The organism is Allobosea sp. UNC402CLCol (assembly GCF_000745475.1).
Lineage (GTDB): Bacteria > Pseudomonadota > Alphaproteobacteria > Rhizobiales > Beijerinckiaceae > Allobosea > Allobosea spartocytisi.
Window position 1 is genome coordinate 656,706 of the sequence record NZ_JQJJ01000008.1, and the last position, 15,604, is coordinate 672,309.

The window sequence follows — 15,604 nt, forward strand, 5'->3', positions numbered from 1 at the left end:
TCCATATCGGCCCCCGCAGACGAATGCACCGCGCCAAGAACGTCTCTGAGCCGGGGAAGCGATGCATTCCAGCCAGCTTGCAACGACGATGATGCCTCGACCTGGGGTTGTCGGCAAGCGGCGCGGCGGTTTCCTCAACCGCTTCCTGCTCAGTCGAGGGTGATCGCCGAGATCAGCCGGCCGTAATCGGGCTCGCCGCGATGCGTCGTGCGCCGATAGCTGAAGAAGCGCCGCTCGTCGCCATAGGTGCACAATCCGAGATCGACGAATCGGCCGATGCCAGCCTCCTGCGCCTTGAGCCTGATGAAGGCAGGCAGGTCGAACATCGCATGGGCCGGGCGCTCGGATGGCGTGAAGAAGCGCGAATAGGTCCGGTTCTCGGCCTTGAAGCGTTCGATGAATTCCGGCCCGACCTCATAGGCCGCCGCGCTGATCGTCGGCCCGAGCACGGCAAGGATGCGCTCGCGCCGCGCGCCGAGCTTTTCCATCTCCTTCACGGTCGCGCCGACGACGCCGCCGAAGGCGCCCTTCCAGCCGGCATGGGCGGCGCCGATGACACGTGCCTCGCTGTCGGCGAAGAGAATCGGCCCGCAATCGGCCGTCGAAATGCCGAGCGCGACATTCTGCGAGATCGACACCATCGCATCCGCCCGGGGTTTTTCGCTTTGCCAAGGGCCGGTGACAACGGCGACATCGGGTGAATGCACCTGATGCACGCTGACGAGCTGGTCGGGCTCGACATGGAGATGCCGCGCCATCCGCGCCCGGTTGTCCCGCACCGCAGCCGGATCGTCCGAGGAGCCGAGCCCGCCGTTGAGCGAAGCGTAGATGCCCGTCGAGACGCCGCCCTCGCGTGTGAAGAAGGCGTGGCGGATGCCGGCTTCGGCGGCGAGTTCGGCGGAGGTGATGAACATGGCGTCGTCCCGTCTGGCGCGAATCCCGGGTACCCCGGCCTTCGCAGCTCTCAGCCCTGCTCTGGCAGCCGATGAAGGTCAAATCCGGGCAGCGGCGGCAGGGCTGGATGAGAGAACGCCACAACCTTGAACAAATCGCCCATACCGGCCTCGCCCGGCGCAATCAGCCGGTCGAACGCATCCGATATCGCTTGGCGCTGCGCAGTGTCCGCCTTCTGAGACAGGGTCTGCGCGCGCTGCGCCAGACCGAGCGCCAGCAAAAAATCGCGCTGCGTCGCCGGCCCGTGCAGCGCCGCACCGGCCTTCAGGGCCGCTTGCCCCATTCGCTCGAAATCGACATGCACCGTCAAATCCGCCTCGCCCGGCTCGGCCAGCGGATCGACGAAGGCGTGCCGCTTCATCGCCTGCAGCGTGTCGCCGAGACCCGAATGCATCGAGCCGTAATCGATGAACAAGGCACCGCCGCCCGCATTCGCGAGATGGCGCGCGACCTCCGCAACGACGTCGAGCGCGGCAAAGGGCTGCTCGAAAACGCTGCCGGCCGGCGCGGCGATCTTCAGCGAATCCTCGCCGACCAGCGCCAGTCCGAAGGCAAGCCCTCCATGATCATCCAGCCCGACCAGCCGCTCATGCCAGCCTTCCGCCGTCATCACGAACTGGTCGAGCGGCAGCGCGTCGAGGAGTTCGTTGGCCAGCACGATCGCCGGCCCGTCGAGCGCCGTCGCGACGGCATCGTGCCAGACAGGCTCGGTTCCGCTCAATGTCGCGGCCTGTTTCGCCCGCAACACCGGGCTCGTCTCGACGAGATGGACCGAGAGCGCGGCGTGGAAGCCGGGCACGATCCGCGTCGCCCGCAGCACATCCGCCATCAGCGTACCACGCCCCGGACCGAGCTCGACCAGCCGGAAGCGCGCGGGCGCACCCATCGCCTGCCAGAGATGCGCGGACCAGAGGCCGATAAGCTCGCCGAACATCTGGCTGATCTCGGGAGCCGTGGTGAAATCCCCCTCCTGCCCGAAGGGATCGCGCGTCATGTAATAGCCATGGCGCGGATGGCCGAGCGCCAGCGCCATGAAGCGCGAGATGGGCAAGGGCCCCTCGTCGCGGATCAGGCGGATGAGCTCCGCCTTGAGCGTGGTCACGCCGCCTCGCGCCGGCTCGTCGCGATCAGCCAGATCCCGGCGGCCAGCACCGGCAGGGACAGGAGCATGCCCATGGTGATGCCGCCCGAGAGCGCATCGACCGAACGACCGAACAGGAAGCCGAGCTGCGGATCGGGCTCACGGAAGAACTCGCAGGCGATGCGGGCCAGCGCATAGCCGATGCCGAAGACGCCGGCGACGAAGCCGGGCCTGCGGAACCAGCCCGTCCAGACCAGCAGGTTGACCAGCGCGAAGAGCAGGATGCCCTCGGAGAAAGCCTCGAAGAGCTGGCTTGGATAGCGCGGCAACGGGCCACCATTCGGGAACACCATCGCCAGCGGGAAATCCGGTGCCACCCGGCCCCAGAGCTCGCCATTGATGAAATTGGCGATGCGCCCGAGGAAAAGCCCGATCGGCACCACCGCTGCGGCCAGATCGAACACCGACAGCACGGGATAGCCCCGCCTTTTGGCGAAGAGCCACAAACCGAGCGTCGCGCCGATCAGCCCGCCATGGAAGGACATGCCGCCCTGCCAGATCGCCAGGATGTCCTGCGGCCGTTGGATGTAGCGTGGCAGATCGTAGAACAGCACGAAACCGGTGCGGCCGCCGAGCACGACGCCGAAGGCGACGAAGAGCAGCATATCGTCGAGCTCGACCGGTTTCGGCCGCGGCCGCTTGCCCCAGAGCCGGTCCGTCGCCACGAGCAGCCGGGCATACCACCAGCCGCCGAGCAGCCCGACGACATAGGCGAGCCCGTACCATTTGATCGCGAGGGGCCCGATCTCGACCGCGACGGGGTCGATCATCGGGAAGGGAATGGCGAAGACGGGCATGGCGAGGTCCGATGGCGGGCGCATGGTGATGGCCGCGCGCCCGCTCAATGGTCAAGGAAAAAGGCTGGCGCGTGGCGCGCCGCGCCTCAAAGCTTGACGATCAGCTTGCCGAAGTTCTTGCCTTCCAGCAGGCCGATCAAGGCTTCCGGCGCGTTCTCCAGCCCCTGAACGACGTCTTCCTTGTATTTGACACTGCCATCCGCGATCCAGCTCGCCATCTCGTTGCGGAAGGCCGGTCCCTGGGCTGCGACGAATTCGCGCTGGATGAAGCCGCGGATCGTCAGGCTCTTCGACAGTACCTCGCGCATCAGCGTGGGCAGCCGGTCCGGCCCCGGGAAGTCCCCGCTCGCATTGTACTGCGCAACAAGGCCGCAGACCGGAATGCGCGCGAAGGTGTTGAGCAGCGGAAAGACCGCATCCCAGACATGGCCGCCGACATTCTCGAAATAGACATCGACGCCGTTCGGGCACGCAGCCGCCAGCTTGCCGGCCATGTCGGGATCACGATGGTCGATCACCGCATCGAAGCCGAAGGTCTCGTGCACGAAAGCGCATTTCTCCGGTCCGCCGGCGATGCCGACCGCCCGTGCACCCTTGATCCGCGCGATCTGCCCGACGGCCGAACCGACCGGCCCGCTCGCCGCCGCGACGACGACCGTCTCGCCCGGCTTGGGCTGGCCGATGGTGAGCAGCCCGGCATAGGCGGTGAAACCCGGCATGCCGAGCACACCGAGTGCCGTCGTCACCGGCGCGTTCGCCGGGTCGAGCTTGCGCAATTGCGAGCCGCTGGCCGCGGCATGCGACTGCCAACCGGAATAGGACAGCACGATATCGCCGGGCTTGAAGGCAGGGTCGCGGCTTTCGATGACTTCGGCAACGGTGCCGCCTTCCATCACCTGCCCGATGTCGGTTGGAGCGGCATAGGATTTCGCCGCGCTCATCCGCCCGCGCATATAGGGGTCGAGCGAGAGATACAGGATCTTGAGCAGCACCTGCCCTTCGGAAATCGCCGGGATGGCGGCCTGCTCGAGCCGGAAGTTCTGCGGCGTCGGACGTCCCTCCGGTCGTGAGGCGAGGACGATCCGGGTGTTTTCGAATTGCGACATGGATTGCGATCCTCCCTGACGAACGACGAAACGCTATAGCCTGCCAGTATGGCGCCGCCCCGCCGGATCGGCAGCTCAAAATCGGAGCTGTCGCCTCACCAGTTCGAATGTCGATGGTCGCGTACGCTGTTGCCAGGCGGCGATCACCTTGTCGGCGCTGTCCGAAACCTCGGCCATGCCGTCGACCTCGAAATCATAGGAGCTGTAGGAATGGACGCGCGAGAAATCGCGCCGCGCATCGCCGAGAGGCCGGTCACCGCGCGCGATCTCGCGTCGCTCCAGTTCCTCGAGCGCGCAATGCACGCCGACGAAGAACACGTCTTGCCCGGCGAGCGTCCTGACCAGACGCTCGAACCAGGCCGCGTTCTCCACGATATGCTCGACGATCAGGTCGTTGCCCGCCTCGACATAGGCGAGCAGCGAGCGCTCGAAGCCGATGAAGAACGGCTCGCGCATGGTGCGCCAGTCGAATTCCTTGCTGCGGATGCGCGCCGTCGGCAGCACGCCCGAATCGCGCAGATGGTCAATCGAGATATGCCAGAACGGCGTGTCGATCCGGCTCTGCAGAGCCCGCGCCAGCGAAGATTTGCCGCTGCTGGAGGCGCCGTTGAGCAGGATGATGCGGCCGCGGCGCGGCGGTTGCCAGGTCGTCATCGCCATCTTCCGCATGATCCTTCGGTCGGTTCCGTAGCGTTCCGCGTTGCAGCGCACACGGCTCCCTTTAAGCTTTGCAGCACGCCGCCGAAAGCAAGACAGGAGCCCCGCCCGATGAGTCGAGACATCATCCGAGTCGAGCCGTTTTCGAGCTGGGGCGAACGTCTGAAGGTGCCGGTTTCGACAGTCGTCCGCCACAACGACACGCTCTATGTTTCAGGCATCCCGCCTTTCGACCCCGCCACCGGCGAGATCGTCCAGGCGCCGATCGAGCGTCAGACCGAGATCGTCCTCGACCAGATGAAGCTGTGTCTCGAAACCGCCGGCTCATCGCTCGGCAACGTGCTCAAATGCAACGTCTATTGCACCTCCGCCGCTCATTTCGCGACGGTGAACCAGGTTTACGCGCGCTACTTTCCCAAAGATCCTCCCGCTCGCATCTTCCTCTGCGTGCCCGAGTGGTTCGGTCCCTTCGACATCGAGATCGATTGCATCGCGGCGGCGTGATCCAAGCGATATCGCGGGAGGACGCCGGCTCCTGACATGACGAAACGGCTCGTGCATCCTACATGAGCCCCATGAGTCGCGAACGTCAGGACGATCTACCGCAGGACGAGTTCGAGGACGAGGAGGACGCCCTCCCCGCCGAGCCGGCGCTCGACATTGCCGAGGCCGCCCCCGGCGCGCTCAAGGCCGGCATCGAGGTCATCCAGCAATTCGCCAAGCACCTGCCGAACAGGCCGGGCGTCTACCGGATGTTCGATCGCGCCGGCGAGGTGCTCTATGTCGGCAAGGCCAAGAGCCTGAAGAACCGCGTGACCTCCTACGCCCGCGGCATGGCGCACACCAATGCTGTGGCGCGGATGATCGCCGAGACGGCGAATATGGAGTTCGTCACCACCGGCACCGAGACCGAGGCGCTGCTGCTCGAGTCGAATCTGATCAAGCAGCTCCGGCCGCGCTACAATGTGCTGCTGCGCGACGACAAGTCGTTCCCCTATATCCTGCTGACCGGCGATCACGAGGCGCCGGCGATCCTGAAGCATCGCGGCTCGCGTCATCGCAAGGGCGATTATTTCGGCCCCTTCGCCTCGGTCTGGGCGGTGACGCGCACCATCGACGCGCTCCAGAAGGCCTTCCTGATCCGCACCTGCTCGGATTCCTTCTACGAGAACCGCACCCGCCCCTGCCTGCTCTTCCAGATCAAGCGCTGCGCCGGCCCTTGCACCGGCGAGGTCTCGATCCCCGATTATCAGGCGCTCGCCGGCCAGGCCCGTGATTTCCTCTCAGGCCGCTCCTCCGCAGTGAAGCAATTGCTCTCGACCCGGATGCAGGCCGCCGCCGAGGAACTCGAATTCGAGAAGGCGGCGCGCTACCGCGACCGTCTCGCCGCGCTCTCGGCCGTGCAGGCCGGGCAGGACATCAACACGCAAGGCGTGGAGGAGGCCGACGTCTTCGCCATCGACGAGCAGGCCGGGCAGTTCTGCGTCGAGATCTTCTTCTTCCGCAACCATCAGAACTGGGGCAATCGCGCCCTCTTCCCGCGCGCCGACCGCTCGTTGACCCCGGCCGAGGTGCTCGCCTCGGTGGTCGCCCAGTTCTACGACGACAAGCCGCCGCCGCGCCTCGTCCTACTCTCGCATCCGGTCGAAGAGATCGAACTGATCGGCCAGGCGCTCTCGGCGAGGGCCGGCCGCAAGGTCGAGGTCGCCCATCCCAAGCGCGGCGAGCGCGCCGACCTGATGGCCCATGCCGTCAAGAATGCCCGCGAGGCGCTTTCCCGGAAGCTCGCCGACAATGCCGGCCAGAGCGCGCTGCTCGCCGCGCTCGGTGCCGCCTTCGGCATGGAGACTGCCCCGCGCCGCGTCGAGGTCTACGACAACTCCCACATCATGGGCACCAACGCGGTCGGCGGCATGATCGTCGCCGGGCCCGACGGCTTCATGAAGAGCCACTACCGCACCTTCAACATCTCGACCGACACCATCGCCGGCGATGATTTCGGCATGATGCGCGAGGTGCTGACGCGGAGATTCGCAAAACTGGCGAAGGAAGAAGGGATTCCTCTGAGCCCCCACCCTGAGGAGGTCGCGTCAGCGGCCGTCTCGAAGGATGCTCCAGAGGGCGACGGAGCCTCGACGACCATCCTTCGAGACGCGCCTGCCGGCGCTCCTCAGGATGAGGGCTCGGGCGGAAAAAAACGAAAGGCGGCCAAGCCGCGCAAGGATGAGGATGGCTTCCCGTCCCGCCCCGACCTCGTCATCGTCGATGGCGGCAAGGGCCAGTTCGAGGCGGCCCGCAAGATCATGGCCGAGCTCGGCGCCGTCGACATCCCGCTTGTCGCCATCGCCAAGGGGGCCGACCGCAACGCCATGCGCGAGACCTTTCACATGGCCGGCAAGGAGCCGTTCAAGTTGCAGCCCCGCGATCCCGCGCTCTATTTCATCCAGCGCCTGCGCGACGAAGCCCATCGCTTCGCCATCGGCACCCATCGCGCCAAGCGCAAGCGCGAGACGATGAAGAACCCGCTCGACGAGATCCCCGGCATCGGCCCCTCCCGCAAGCGGGCGCTGCTGCTGCATTTCGGTACGGTGAAGGCGATCCAGCGCGCCAAGCTCGACGACCTCATGCGCACCCCCGGCGTCAACGCCGCCACCGCCAAGGCCGTGCATGATTTCTTTCACGATGCCTGAGCTTTCTGACGCCCTCGCGGTTTTGCGTGTTGACGCTGCGACCGCGGCCTTGCTTTGGTGTTCGCCGTGACAATTCTTCCAGACGCCATCAGGCGGCGGGGCCCCTGGTCGCTGCCAAACCTCCTCACCTACGGCCGGATCCTGGCGATTCCGGCGCTGGTGGCGATCCTGTTCTGGCCGCGCGACGACTGGATGCGCTGGCTCGCGCTGGGAATCTACACGGTCGCCGCCATCACCGACTATCTCGACGGCTACATCGCCCGCGCCTGGAGCCAGCAATCGGCGATCGGCCGCATGCTCGACCCCATCGCCGACAAGCTCCTCGTCGCCGCCTTGCTGCTGATGCTGGTCTATACCGGCCAGATCGAGGGCTGGACGCTCTGGGCCGCCATCGTGATCCTCTGCCGCGAGATCCTGGTCTCCGGCCTGCGCGAGTTCCTGGCCGATCTCAAGGTCAGCGTCCCCGTCAGCAAGGTCGCGAAATGGAAGACGACGGCGCAGCTCTTCGCGCTGGGCTTTCTCGTCGTGGGCCCGGCCGGCGACAAGGTCCTGCCCGGCAACACGCAGATCGGCATCGTGCTGCTCTGGGCGGCGGCGGGCCTGACGATCTACACCGGCTGGGATTATTTCAACGCCGGCATCCGCCATCTCGTCGAGCAGGACGAGCGCATGCCATGAACGCCACCGCGCCCCTGGCGGCCACCCGCACCGTCAAGCTCGTCTATTTCGCCTGGATGCGCGAACGCGTCGGAGTGCCCAGCGAGACGCTCGACATTCCAGCCGATCTCGCCACGATCGCCGATCTCGTGCGCTGGCTGAAAACGCGTGGCGAGAACTACGAGGCGGCCTTCGCCAATGAGGCGGTGGTGCGTGCCGCGCTCGATCAGGTCCACGCCAAGCCGCATGCCGCGCTCGGCAGTGCCCGCGAGATCGCCTTCTTTCCGCCGATGACCGGCGGCTGAGGCCGCCATGACGCCCATCATCCGCATCCAGCACGAGGATTTCGACCTCTCGGACGAGATCGCGGCGCTGAGCTACGGCCGCGCCGATATCGGCGCCGTCGTGTCCTTCATCGGGCTCTGCCGCGATGAAGCCGGCACGCTCGCCGCGCTCGAGCTGGAGCATTATCCCGGCATGGCCGAGGCCGAGATCGCCCGTGTCGCGTGCGAGGCAGCAGCGCGCTGGCCATTGCTCGGCCTCGTCGCGATCCACCGCTACGGCCTGGTCCGCCCGGGCGAACAGATCGTAATGGTGCTGGCGGCCTCCGCACACCGCCGCGCCGCCTTCGAGGCCGCCGATTTCATGATGGATTACCTCAAGACCCGCGCCCCGTTCTGGAAGCGCGAGCACCGCGCCGATGGCACGCTCGGCGGCTGGGTCGAAGCCAAGGCGGGCGACGACGATGCGGCAGAGCGCTGGAACCGGTAAAGCTCCGAACAGGACGAAGAGCCCCGGCCGGCTCGCCCTTGCGGCTGGCCTGTGGCTGAGCGCCGTTACCGCGGCCGTCGCGGCGAACGATCCCAAGACCTTCCGCGACTGGATAGCCGGCTGCGACAACGTCAAGACCTGCACGGCGATGTCATTGCCGCCCGAGGCGGCCGAGACGGTCGCCTATCTGCGGCTCGAACGCCCTGCCGGCCCCGACGGCAGGGCCCGCCTCCTGCTCAGGCTTCGCGGCGACTGGAAGAAGCCGCCCGCCACGATCCAGCTCAAACTCGACGGCGCCGCCTTCCCGGCCGGCGGCAAGCCGCTTTCCGCAGCGGCGGATGGCGATGTGGTCACGGTGACGTTCTCGGCCGAGGACACCGCCGCGCTGATCGAAGCTGCCCGCAAGGCGGCGAAGCTGACGGCAGCCGCACCCGGCATGGCCGGCAGCATCTCGCTCGCCGGCTCCGTCGCCGCGATGCTCTGGATCGACGAGCAGCAGGGGCGGCTCGGCACGACCACGGCGCTCGTCCGCAAGGGCGCGAATGCCACCGTTCCGGCTGCTCCCGCCCTGCCGGTGGTCACAGCCACGCCGGCACCGCCCATGCTCGATATGAAGGCGGCGAAGCAGCAGGCCGCGCGGCTGCGCGCGGAATTGAAGAAACGCAGCCCCGATGCCTGCGAGGATGATGCGGCCAGTGATGACGAAGCCTGGGCGCTGAGTGACAAGCGGACCCTGGTGGCGCTCGCCTGCTTGCGCGGAGCCTACAATCTGTCGTCGTCGTTCTTCGTCATGCCCGAGAACGAGCCCGCCAAGGCGACGCCGCTGCGCTTCGCGGATGGCGACGGCAACGACGGCAACGAACTGACCAATGCCAGCTTCGATCCGCGCACCGGCCATCTCGCCTTCTTCGCCAAGGGGCGCGGCATCGGCGATTGCGGCGTGAGCGGCGGCTATGCCTGGACCGGCAAGGATTTCGCGCGCACCGAACTCGCCATGATGGGCGAATGCCGGGGCATCGCGCCCGAAGACTGGATCACGCTGTATCGCAGCGCGAACCGCTGAGGATGCCATTCCCGGAGCCGGCTGAAACGCCGGCACCGGGATATTCTGAAGGAGAGGCCCGGGTCAGACCCGGGCACAAGGGCGCTGTTTCACGCCGCCTTCGACTGCGGGCGCACCGCCGCCGAGTAATCTTCCATGATCACCTTGCCCATATTGCCGGTGATGAAGTTGTACGGACCCACCTCGGCGACCAGCGTCACCTCGGCGGCCGAGCCGGTGATGAAGCACTCGCTGAAGCCTTCGAGCTCCTCCGGCCGAATGCGCCGCTCCACCACCTCGAAGCCGCGCTGCCGGCACAGTTCGATCACCGACTGACGAGTCAGGCCGTTGAGGAAGCGGTCGGCCAGCGGGGTGTGGATCACGCCGTCCTTGATGAAGAAGATGTTGGCGCCGGTGCATTCGGCGACATTGCCTTCCCAGTCCAGCATCATCGCGTCGGCATAGCCCGCGCGCTCCGCCTTGTGCTTGGAGAGCGAGCAGATCATGTAGAGTCCCGCCGCCTTGGCATGGACCGGCGCGCAGGCCGGGTCCGGCCGGCGATAGTCGGCGATATCGAGGCGGATGCCCTTCAGCTTCGCCGCCATGTCGAACATGCTCGGCCACTCCCAGACCGCGATCGCGGTGTGGATGGTGTTGTTGATGCCGGACACCGCCATCATCTCCGAGCCGCGCCAGGCGACCGGGCGGATATAGGCGTCCTTGAGCCCGTTTTCCTTCAGGCAGAGATACTTGGCCTCGTCGATCTCGGCGACCGAATAGGGGATGGTGAAATCCATGATCTCGGCGGACTTGTGGAAGCGCTTGGAGTGCTCCGTGCACTTGTAGATCACGCCGTCATAGGAGCGCTCGCCCTCGAAGATGCAGGAGCCGTAATGGAGCCCATGGGTCAGTACGTGAATCTTCGCGTCCTTCCAGGGCACGAGCTTGCCGTCGAACCAGATGACGCCATCGCGCTGGTCGAAAGGAATGACTGACATGGGACCTTCTCCTGGGTGCTTCCTCATCCGAACTCCGGCACAGCCGAATCCGGAACGCAAGCATGGGTCTAAAGCTGCGCTGCAACGACACGCTTTGAAATAATCGTTCGCTCAGCGCGCTTGACTGGTAATCTTCCGTCTGAGATATGTCAACAACGTTGACCTAAATTTCTGGAGAGCTTTTTTGGCCCAGAGCCAGACCCGCTCGGAACCGATCGTGCCAAAGGGGGCAGCCCCTTTGCCGGCGACGGCTGCGCCCGTCCCCTTCGACCTGATCGAATTGCTCTTCTTCGCCTATCGCGACTTCGTCGGCGATCCCGACCGTATCCTCGCCGATTACGGCTTCGGCCGCGCCCATCACCGCGTGCTGCATTTCGTGCAGCGCCGGCCGGGGCTGACCATCGCCGAATTGCTCGACATCCTCCAGATCACCAAGCAGAGCCTCAACCGCGTGCTGAAGGAGCTGGTCGAGAAGGGCTATATCGAGCAGCGCACCGGGCGCCAGGACAAGCGCCAGCGCCATCTCCACACCACGCCGGCCGGACAGGATCTGGCGCAGCGCCTCGTCCAGCTCCAGTCGAAGCGGATCATGGCGGCGCTCGACAATGTCGGCCCCGAAGCGGCCGAGACCATCGCGCGTTATCTCGCCGCGCTGATCGACCCGTCCGAACGTCCGAAGGTGCAGGGACTGCTCTCCGGCGCCTGAGCCGCGATGCCGCGCCGGCCCTGCGGCCACCGGGCAGCCGGGCTCCTGCGATCGATTGACGACCCCGTCATCGCCCTGTGCTATGAGGGCCGGAGGGTCGCGCCAAGGGATGCGCGACGAATAGAGACGCTCGGATGATCGCAATGGAAGCCCCGGCGAAGCCGGCCCGCAAGATATTGCCCGATGAGGCCCCGCATGTGCTCGTCGTCGACGACGACCGGCGCCTGCGCGAATTGCTGGCGCGCTTTCTCGGCGACAACGGCTACCGCGTCACCACGGCCGCCAATGCCGCGGAAGCCGATACGCGCCTCGACAACCTCGTCTTCGACGCCATCGTGCTCGACGTGATGATGCCGGGCGAGAACGGCTTCGACTTCGCCCGCCGCTTCCGCGGCGGTTCCGCCGTGCCGATCCTGATGCTGACCGCCCGCGCCGATGGCAAGGACCGGGTCAACGGGCTGGAGATCGGTGTCGACGATTATCTGGCAAAGCCCTTCGAACCGCGTGAATTGCTGCTGCGCCTCGGCAATATCCTGAAGCGCACCGTGGTCGTCGAGGCCGCGCAATCCGGCACGCGGCCGGATTTCGTCCGCTTCGGCCCCTTCCTCTACGGGCTGGCACGCGGCGAATTGCGCAAGGGCGAGGAGACCATCCGCCTGACCGAGCGCGAGCGCGAAATCCTGACGGCGCTGGCCGAGCGCGCCGGAGAGGTCGTGCCGCGCGAGGAGCTGGCCGCGCAGGGTTCCGCCGCCAATGACCGCACCGTCGACGTGCAGATGAACCGTCTGCGCCGCAAGATCGAGCGCGACCCGGCCGATCCGCTCTACCTCCAGACCGTCCGCGGCGTCGGCTACAGGCTGTTGACGGACAGGACGTGACACCGGTTCAGCAGGACGGACAAGGACGAGGCGCGCTGCAGGTCGCGACGACGTGGCTCGCGCGCGCCCGCTCCGCCCTGCCCCGCCTCGCACACCGGGCCAACAGCGCCATCAAGCCGGTCCTGAGACAGATCGGCCGGCCGCTCCATATCGTGGCGCGCTACATGCCCAAGGGGCTTTACCCGCGCGCGCTGGTCATCGTCATCGCGCCTGTAGTGCTGCTCCAATCGGTCATCGCCTATGTCTTCATGGAGCGCCATTGGCAGCTGGTGACACAGCGGCTTTCCGCCGCCGTCTCGGCCGACATCGCCATGCTGATCGACGTCTATGAAAGCTATCCGCAGGATGCCGACATCACGACGCTCTCGCGCATCGCCGCCGAGCGGCTCGGCATGGATGTCGACATCATTCCCGATACCGACCTGCCCGCTCCCGGCCCCCGCCCCTTCTTCTCGCTGCTCGACAACGCGCTTTCGACCGAGCTCAGCCAGCAGGTCGCGCGCCCCTTCTGGCTCGACACGGTCGGCCGCTCCAGCCTGATCGAGATCCGCATCAAGCTCGGCAAGGACGTGATGCGCATCCTGACCCGGCGCAACGCGGCCTATGCCTCGAACAGCCACATCTTCCTGCTCTGGATGATCGGCACCTCGCTGATCCTCCTGACCATCGCGGTGCTGTTCCTGCGCAACCAGATCCGGCCGATCCTCAAGCTCGCCGATGCGGCGGAAGCCTTCGGCAAGGGGCGCGACGCCGAATTCCGCCCGCGCGGTGCCCGCGAGGTCCGCCGAGCCGGCAATGCCTTCATCGAGATGAAGCGCCGTGTCGAGCGCGCCATCGGCGAGCGCACCACGATGCTCAACGGCGTCAGCCACGACCTTCGGACCATCCTCACCCGCTTCCGCCTCTCGCTCGCGCTCCTGGAACGATCATCCGAGATCGAAGCGCTCGAGAAGGATGTCGACGAGATGAGCCGCATGCTAGAGGACTATCTCGCCTTCGCGCGCGGCGATGCCGGCGAGGTCCCCGTCGAGACCGATATCCGCGCCTTGCTCGAGGAGCTGAAGGCCGATGCCGAGCGGCAGGGGCACCAGACCGCGCTCGAGGTGATGGGCGATCCGCTGGTCGTCGTGCGGCCCGATGCCTTCCGCCGCCTGCTGACCAACCTCGTCTCCAACGCCGCCCGCTATGGCGACCGCATCGCGATCCGCGCCACCCATGACGCGCGCTATCTGATCGTGACCGTCGATGATGACGGCCCCGGCATTCCGCCGGACCAGCGCGAGGAGGTCTTCCGCCCCTTCTTCCGCCTGGACGAGGCCCGCAATGTCGATGGCGGCGGCACCGGCCTCGGCCTCGCCATCGCTCGCGACATCGCCCGCGCCCATGGCGGCGACATCATGCTCGGCGATTCCCCGCTCGGCGGCCTGCGCGCGACGGTGCGGCTGCCGGTCTGACGTAGCGGAAAGCGACTCGACACTTATCGGCCCGGAGCCGTAACTGGTCTCAAAATTTGCTTGCTGGGGCTCGCCATGCAGACATTCCGGACCGTTGCAGCGCTTCTGGTGGCGTCGTTCCTCCTTTCGATCGCCGCAGCCCGCGCCGAGGAGGTCGTCGATCTCGGCGGCGGCCTGTTCGGCGGAGGCCGGGCCCTGCTGGACAAGCCAGCCGGAAAGGCCCGCGCCGGCCTCGTGCTCCTCACGGGCGGCGACGGCTATGTCGGCATCGGCTCGGATGGCAGCGTCGCACGTGACGGCAACTGGATCGTCAGGACACGTAGCGCCTATCTGCGCAGCGGCATCGCCAGCATCACGCTCGACGCCAATGCCGACCCGGCCAAGGCGGTCGAATATATGCGCGCCATCGCGCCGCGGGTGATCGTCGTCGCGATGAGCCGCGGCGCGCTCAAGGTCGCGGGGACCTTGCCGGCGCGGCCTGACGGCATCGTCTTCGCCTCGTCGATGCTCGACGAGGCGCGCGGCATGATCGGCGATCCCGGGCGCCTGCCGCCGACGCTGATCATTCATCACCGCCAGGACACGTGCCGCGTCACCTTGCCGGAATCGGCCGTCGCCTTTCAGCAATGGACCGGCGGCAAGGCGCGCCTGCTCTGGATCGACGGCGGATCCTCGACGGGCAATCCCTGCCAGGCGCGCGCCTATCACGGCTTCATCGGCCGCGAGGGTCAGGTCGTTTCAGCGATAGCGGGCTTCGCCGGCTCGTTGCGTTAGAGCCTCCGATGCCGGAACGGTCTGCGCGCCTTACGCGGCGCCGATCGGCGCAAGCTTCGGCAGGCGTTCGACCGCATGGTCGATGAAAGCACGCACCCGTGGCAGCGGATGCCGGCCGCCGGGAGTCACCAATTGCACCGGCAGCGCCTCTGGCTCGAATTCCGGCAACAGGCGCTCCAGCGTTCCGGCGGCGATGTCGTCGGCCGCCTGATAGGAGAGCGGGCGGGCCAGGCCCCGCCCTGCCCGTGCCGCGATCAGCACCGATTCGACCTCGTTGACGATCAGCCTGGGCGTGAGCGCCACACGGCTGCGCCGCCCGGCGCCGCCGAACTGCCAGGTCATGATCGGGGTCGTGGCGACACTGACGATCGTCTCATGGGCGGCGATGTCCGAGGGCCGCCGCAACGGCGGCGCCCCTGCCAGATAAGCCGGCGAAGCCACCAGGATGCGCCTGACCTCGCCGACCTTGCGCACGCGAAAACGCGAATGCGGCAGGGGCCCTATCCGCACGGCGACCTGCAGATCCTCCTCGATCAGGTCGAGATTGCGGTCGGCCAGCACCAGTTCGACCTGCACCTGCGGATAAAGATCGAGGAATTCCGAGACCAGCGGCGTGACATGGCGTCGCCCGAAGGAGAGCGGCGCCGTGATGCGCAGCAATCCGCTGACCGGCGCCTCGGAGACGCCACCAAGCGAAGCCGCGTAATCGCCGAGCACGCGGCGCGCCGCAATAGCGAGTTCACGGCCGGCCTCACTCGGCATGAAGCGGCGGGTCGAGCGGGTGATCAACCGCTGTCCGACGCGATCCTCCAGCGCCGCGAGCGCGCGGGTCACGGCCGGGCGCGAGCGGCGCAGGCGTCGCGCCGCGCCGGCAAGACTGCCGGCCTCGATGATCGCGACAAAGATGGCGAGCTCGTCCAGCCGGTCCATGACATTGTTTCAGATTTTGGAATTCTGATTTCAATGGATAGCAGATTTC

Annotated in this window: 17 protein-coding genes; 10 read left to right on the plus strand and 7 right to left on the minus strand. The window is 66.7% G+C overall.

What is annotated here, in order from left to right:
- Nucleotides 1-149: 149 nt before the first annotated feature.
- From pgeF to GY40_RS05155, 5 genes are all read right to left on the minus strand, one after another.
- Nucleotides 150-914, minus strand: a complete 765-nt coding sequence (pgeF, locus tag GY40_RS05135) for a peptidoglycan editing factor PgeF (protein WP_038359187.1) — start codon at nucleotides 912-914, stop codon at nucleotides 150-152.
- Between the two features lie 50 nt (nucleotides 915-964).
- Nucleotides 965-2,056: a class I SAM-dependent methyltransferase gene (locus tag GY40_RS05140; RefSeq protein ID WP_038359189.1), complete on the minus strand. Its 1,092-nt coding sequence runs from the start codon at nucleotides 2,054-2,056 to the stop codon at nucleotides 965-967.
- Nucleotides 2,053-2,892, minus strand: a complete 840-nt coding sequence (gene lgt, locus GY40_RS05145; protein WP_038360149.1) for a prolipoprotein diacylglyceryl transferase — start codon at nucleotides 2,890-2,892, stop codon at nucleotides 2,053-2,055. Before lgt ends, GY40_RS05140 begins: the two co-directional genes overlap by 4 nt.
- 86 nt (nucleotides 2,893-2,978) lie before the next feature.
- Nucleotides 2,979-3,998: an NADP-dependent oxidoreductase gene (locus tag GY40_RS05150; RefSeq protein WP_038359191.1), complete on the minus strand. Its 1,020-nt coding sequence runs from the start codon at nucleotides 3,996-3,998 to the stop codon at nucleotides 2,979-2,981.
- 75 nt (nucleotides 3,999-4,073) lie between these two features.
- The gene (locus GY40_RS05155; RefSeq protein ID WP_038360152.1) at nucleotides 4,074-4,652 is read right to left on the minus strand and encodes a chloramphenicol phosphotransferase CPT family protein; all 579 of its coding nucleotides are present in this window, start codon (nucleotides 4,650-4,652) and stop codon (nucleotides 4,074-4,076) included.
- 114 nt (nucleotides 4,653-4,766) lie between these two features.
- On the opposite strand from GY40_RS05155, the gene GY40_RS05160 reads away from it, so the two are divergent.
- The 6 genes from GY40_RS05160 (at nucleotide 4,767) to GY40_RS05185 (ending at nucleotide 9,836) form a co-directional block, all read left to right on the plus strand.
- Entirely contained in the window at nucleotides 4,767-5,159 is a 393-nt protein-coding gene (locus GY40_RS05160) for a RidA family protein (RefSeq protein WP_038359193.1), read from the plus strand.
- 71 nt (nucleotides 5,160-5,230) lie between these two features.
- Nucleotides 5,231-7,345 carry an excinuclease ABC subunit UvrC gene (uvrC, locus tag GY40_RS05165; RefSeq protein ID WP_081925147.1) on the plus strand — a complete coding sequence of 705 codons (2,115 nt, stop codon included), beginning with the start codon at nucleotides 5,231-5,233 and terminating at the stop codon, nucleotides 7,343-7,345.
- A gap of 66 nt (nucleotides 7,346-7,411) precedes the next feature.
- The gene (gene pgsA, locus GY40_RS05170) at nucleotides 7,412-8,023 is read left to right on the plus strand and encodes a CDP-diacylglycerol--glycerol-3-phosphate 3-phosphatidyltransferase (protein ID WP_038360155.1); all 612 of its coding nucleotides are present in this window, start codon (nucleotides 7,412-7,414) and stop codon (nucleotides 8,021-8,023) included.
- On the plus strand, nucleotides 8,020-8,307 hold the full coding sequence (gene moaD / locus GY40_RS05175) for a molybdopterin converting factor subunit 1 (RefSeq protein ID WP_051987528.1): 288 nt from the start codon (nucleotides 8,020-8,022) through the stop codon (nucleotides 8,305-8,307). The genes pgsA and moaD overlap by 4 nt, the downstream gene beginning before the upstream one ends.
- Nucleotides 8,308-8,314: 7 nt before the next feature.
- The gene (locus tag GY40_RS05180) at nucleotides 8,315-8,773 is read left to right on the plus strand and encodes a molybdenum cofactor biosynthesis protein MoaE (protein ID WP_038359197.1); all 459 of its coding nucleotides are present in this window, start codon (nucleotides 8,315-8,317) and stop codon (nucleotides 8,771-8,773) included.
- Nucleotides 8,748-9,836 (plus strand): DUF1176 domain-containing protein, encoded by a 1,089-nt coding sequence (locus GY40_RS05185; RefSeq protein ID WP_038359200.1) that lies wholly within the window; start codon nucleotides 8,748-8,750, stop codon nucleotides 9,834-9,836. Before GY40_RS05180 ends, GY40_RS05185 begins: the two co-directional genes overlap by 26 nt.
- Nucleotides 9,837-9,925: 89 nt before the next feature.
- On the opposite strand, the gene GY40_RS05190 is transcribed toward GY40_RS05185, so the two are convergent.
- The gene (locus GY40_RS05190) at nucleotides 9,926-10,813 is read right to left on the minus strand and encodes a branched-chain amino acid aminotransferase (protein WP_038359202.1); all 888 of its coding nucleotides are present in this window, start codon (nucleotides 10,811-10,813) and stop codon (nucleotides 9,926-9,928) included.
- Between the two features lie 214 nt (nucleotides 10,814-11,027).
- Between GY40_RS05190 and GY40_RS05195 the strand changes: the two genes are divergently transcribed.
- The 4 genes from GY40_RS05195 to GY40_RS05210 all read left to right on the plus strand — a co-directional run bounded on the left by GY40_RS05195 (nucleotide 11,028) and on the right by GY40_RS05210 (nucleotide 14,625).
- Nucleotides 11,028-11,519, plus strand: a complete 492-nt coding sequence (locus GY40_RS05195) for a MarR family winged helix-turn-helix transcriptional regulator (protein ID WP_038360160.1) — start codon at nucleotides 11,028-11,030, stop codon at nucleotides 11,517-11,519.
- 134 nt (nucleotides 11,520-11,653) lie between these two features.
- Entirely contained in the window at nucleotides 11,654-12,397 is a 744-nt protein-coding gene (locus tag GY40_RS05200; protein ID WP_038359204.1) for a response regulator, read from the plus strand.
- Between the two features lie 110 nt (nucleotides 12,398-12,507).
- Complete coding sequence (locus tag GY40_RS05205; protein WP_248311117.1) at nucleotides 12,508-13,851, plus strand: ATP-binding protein; 1,344 nt, start codon at nucleotides 12,508-12,510, stop codon at nucleotides 13,849-13,851.
- 75 nt (nucleotides 13,852-13,926) lie between these two features.
- Nucleotides 13,927-14,625 carry an alpha/beta fold hydrolase gene (locus GY40_RS05210; RefSeq protein ID WP_038360166.1) on the plus strand — a complete coding sequence of 233 codons (699 nt, stop codon included), beginning with the start codon at nucleotides 13,927-13,929 and terminating at the stop codon, nucleotides 14,623-14,625.
- 30 nt (nucleotides 14,626-14,655) lie between these two features.
- Here the strand turns inward: GY40_RS05210 and GY40_RS05215 are convergent, their stop codons facing one another.
- Nucleotides 14,656-15,555, minus strand: a complete 900-nt coding sequence (locus tag GY40_RS05215) for a LysR family transcriptional regulator (protein WP_038359205.1) — start codon at nucleotides 15,553-15,555, stop codon at nucleotides 14,656-14,658.
- Nucleotides 15,556-15,604 lie beyond the last annotated feature (49 nt).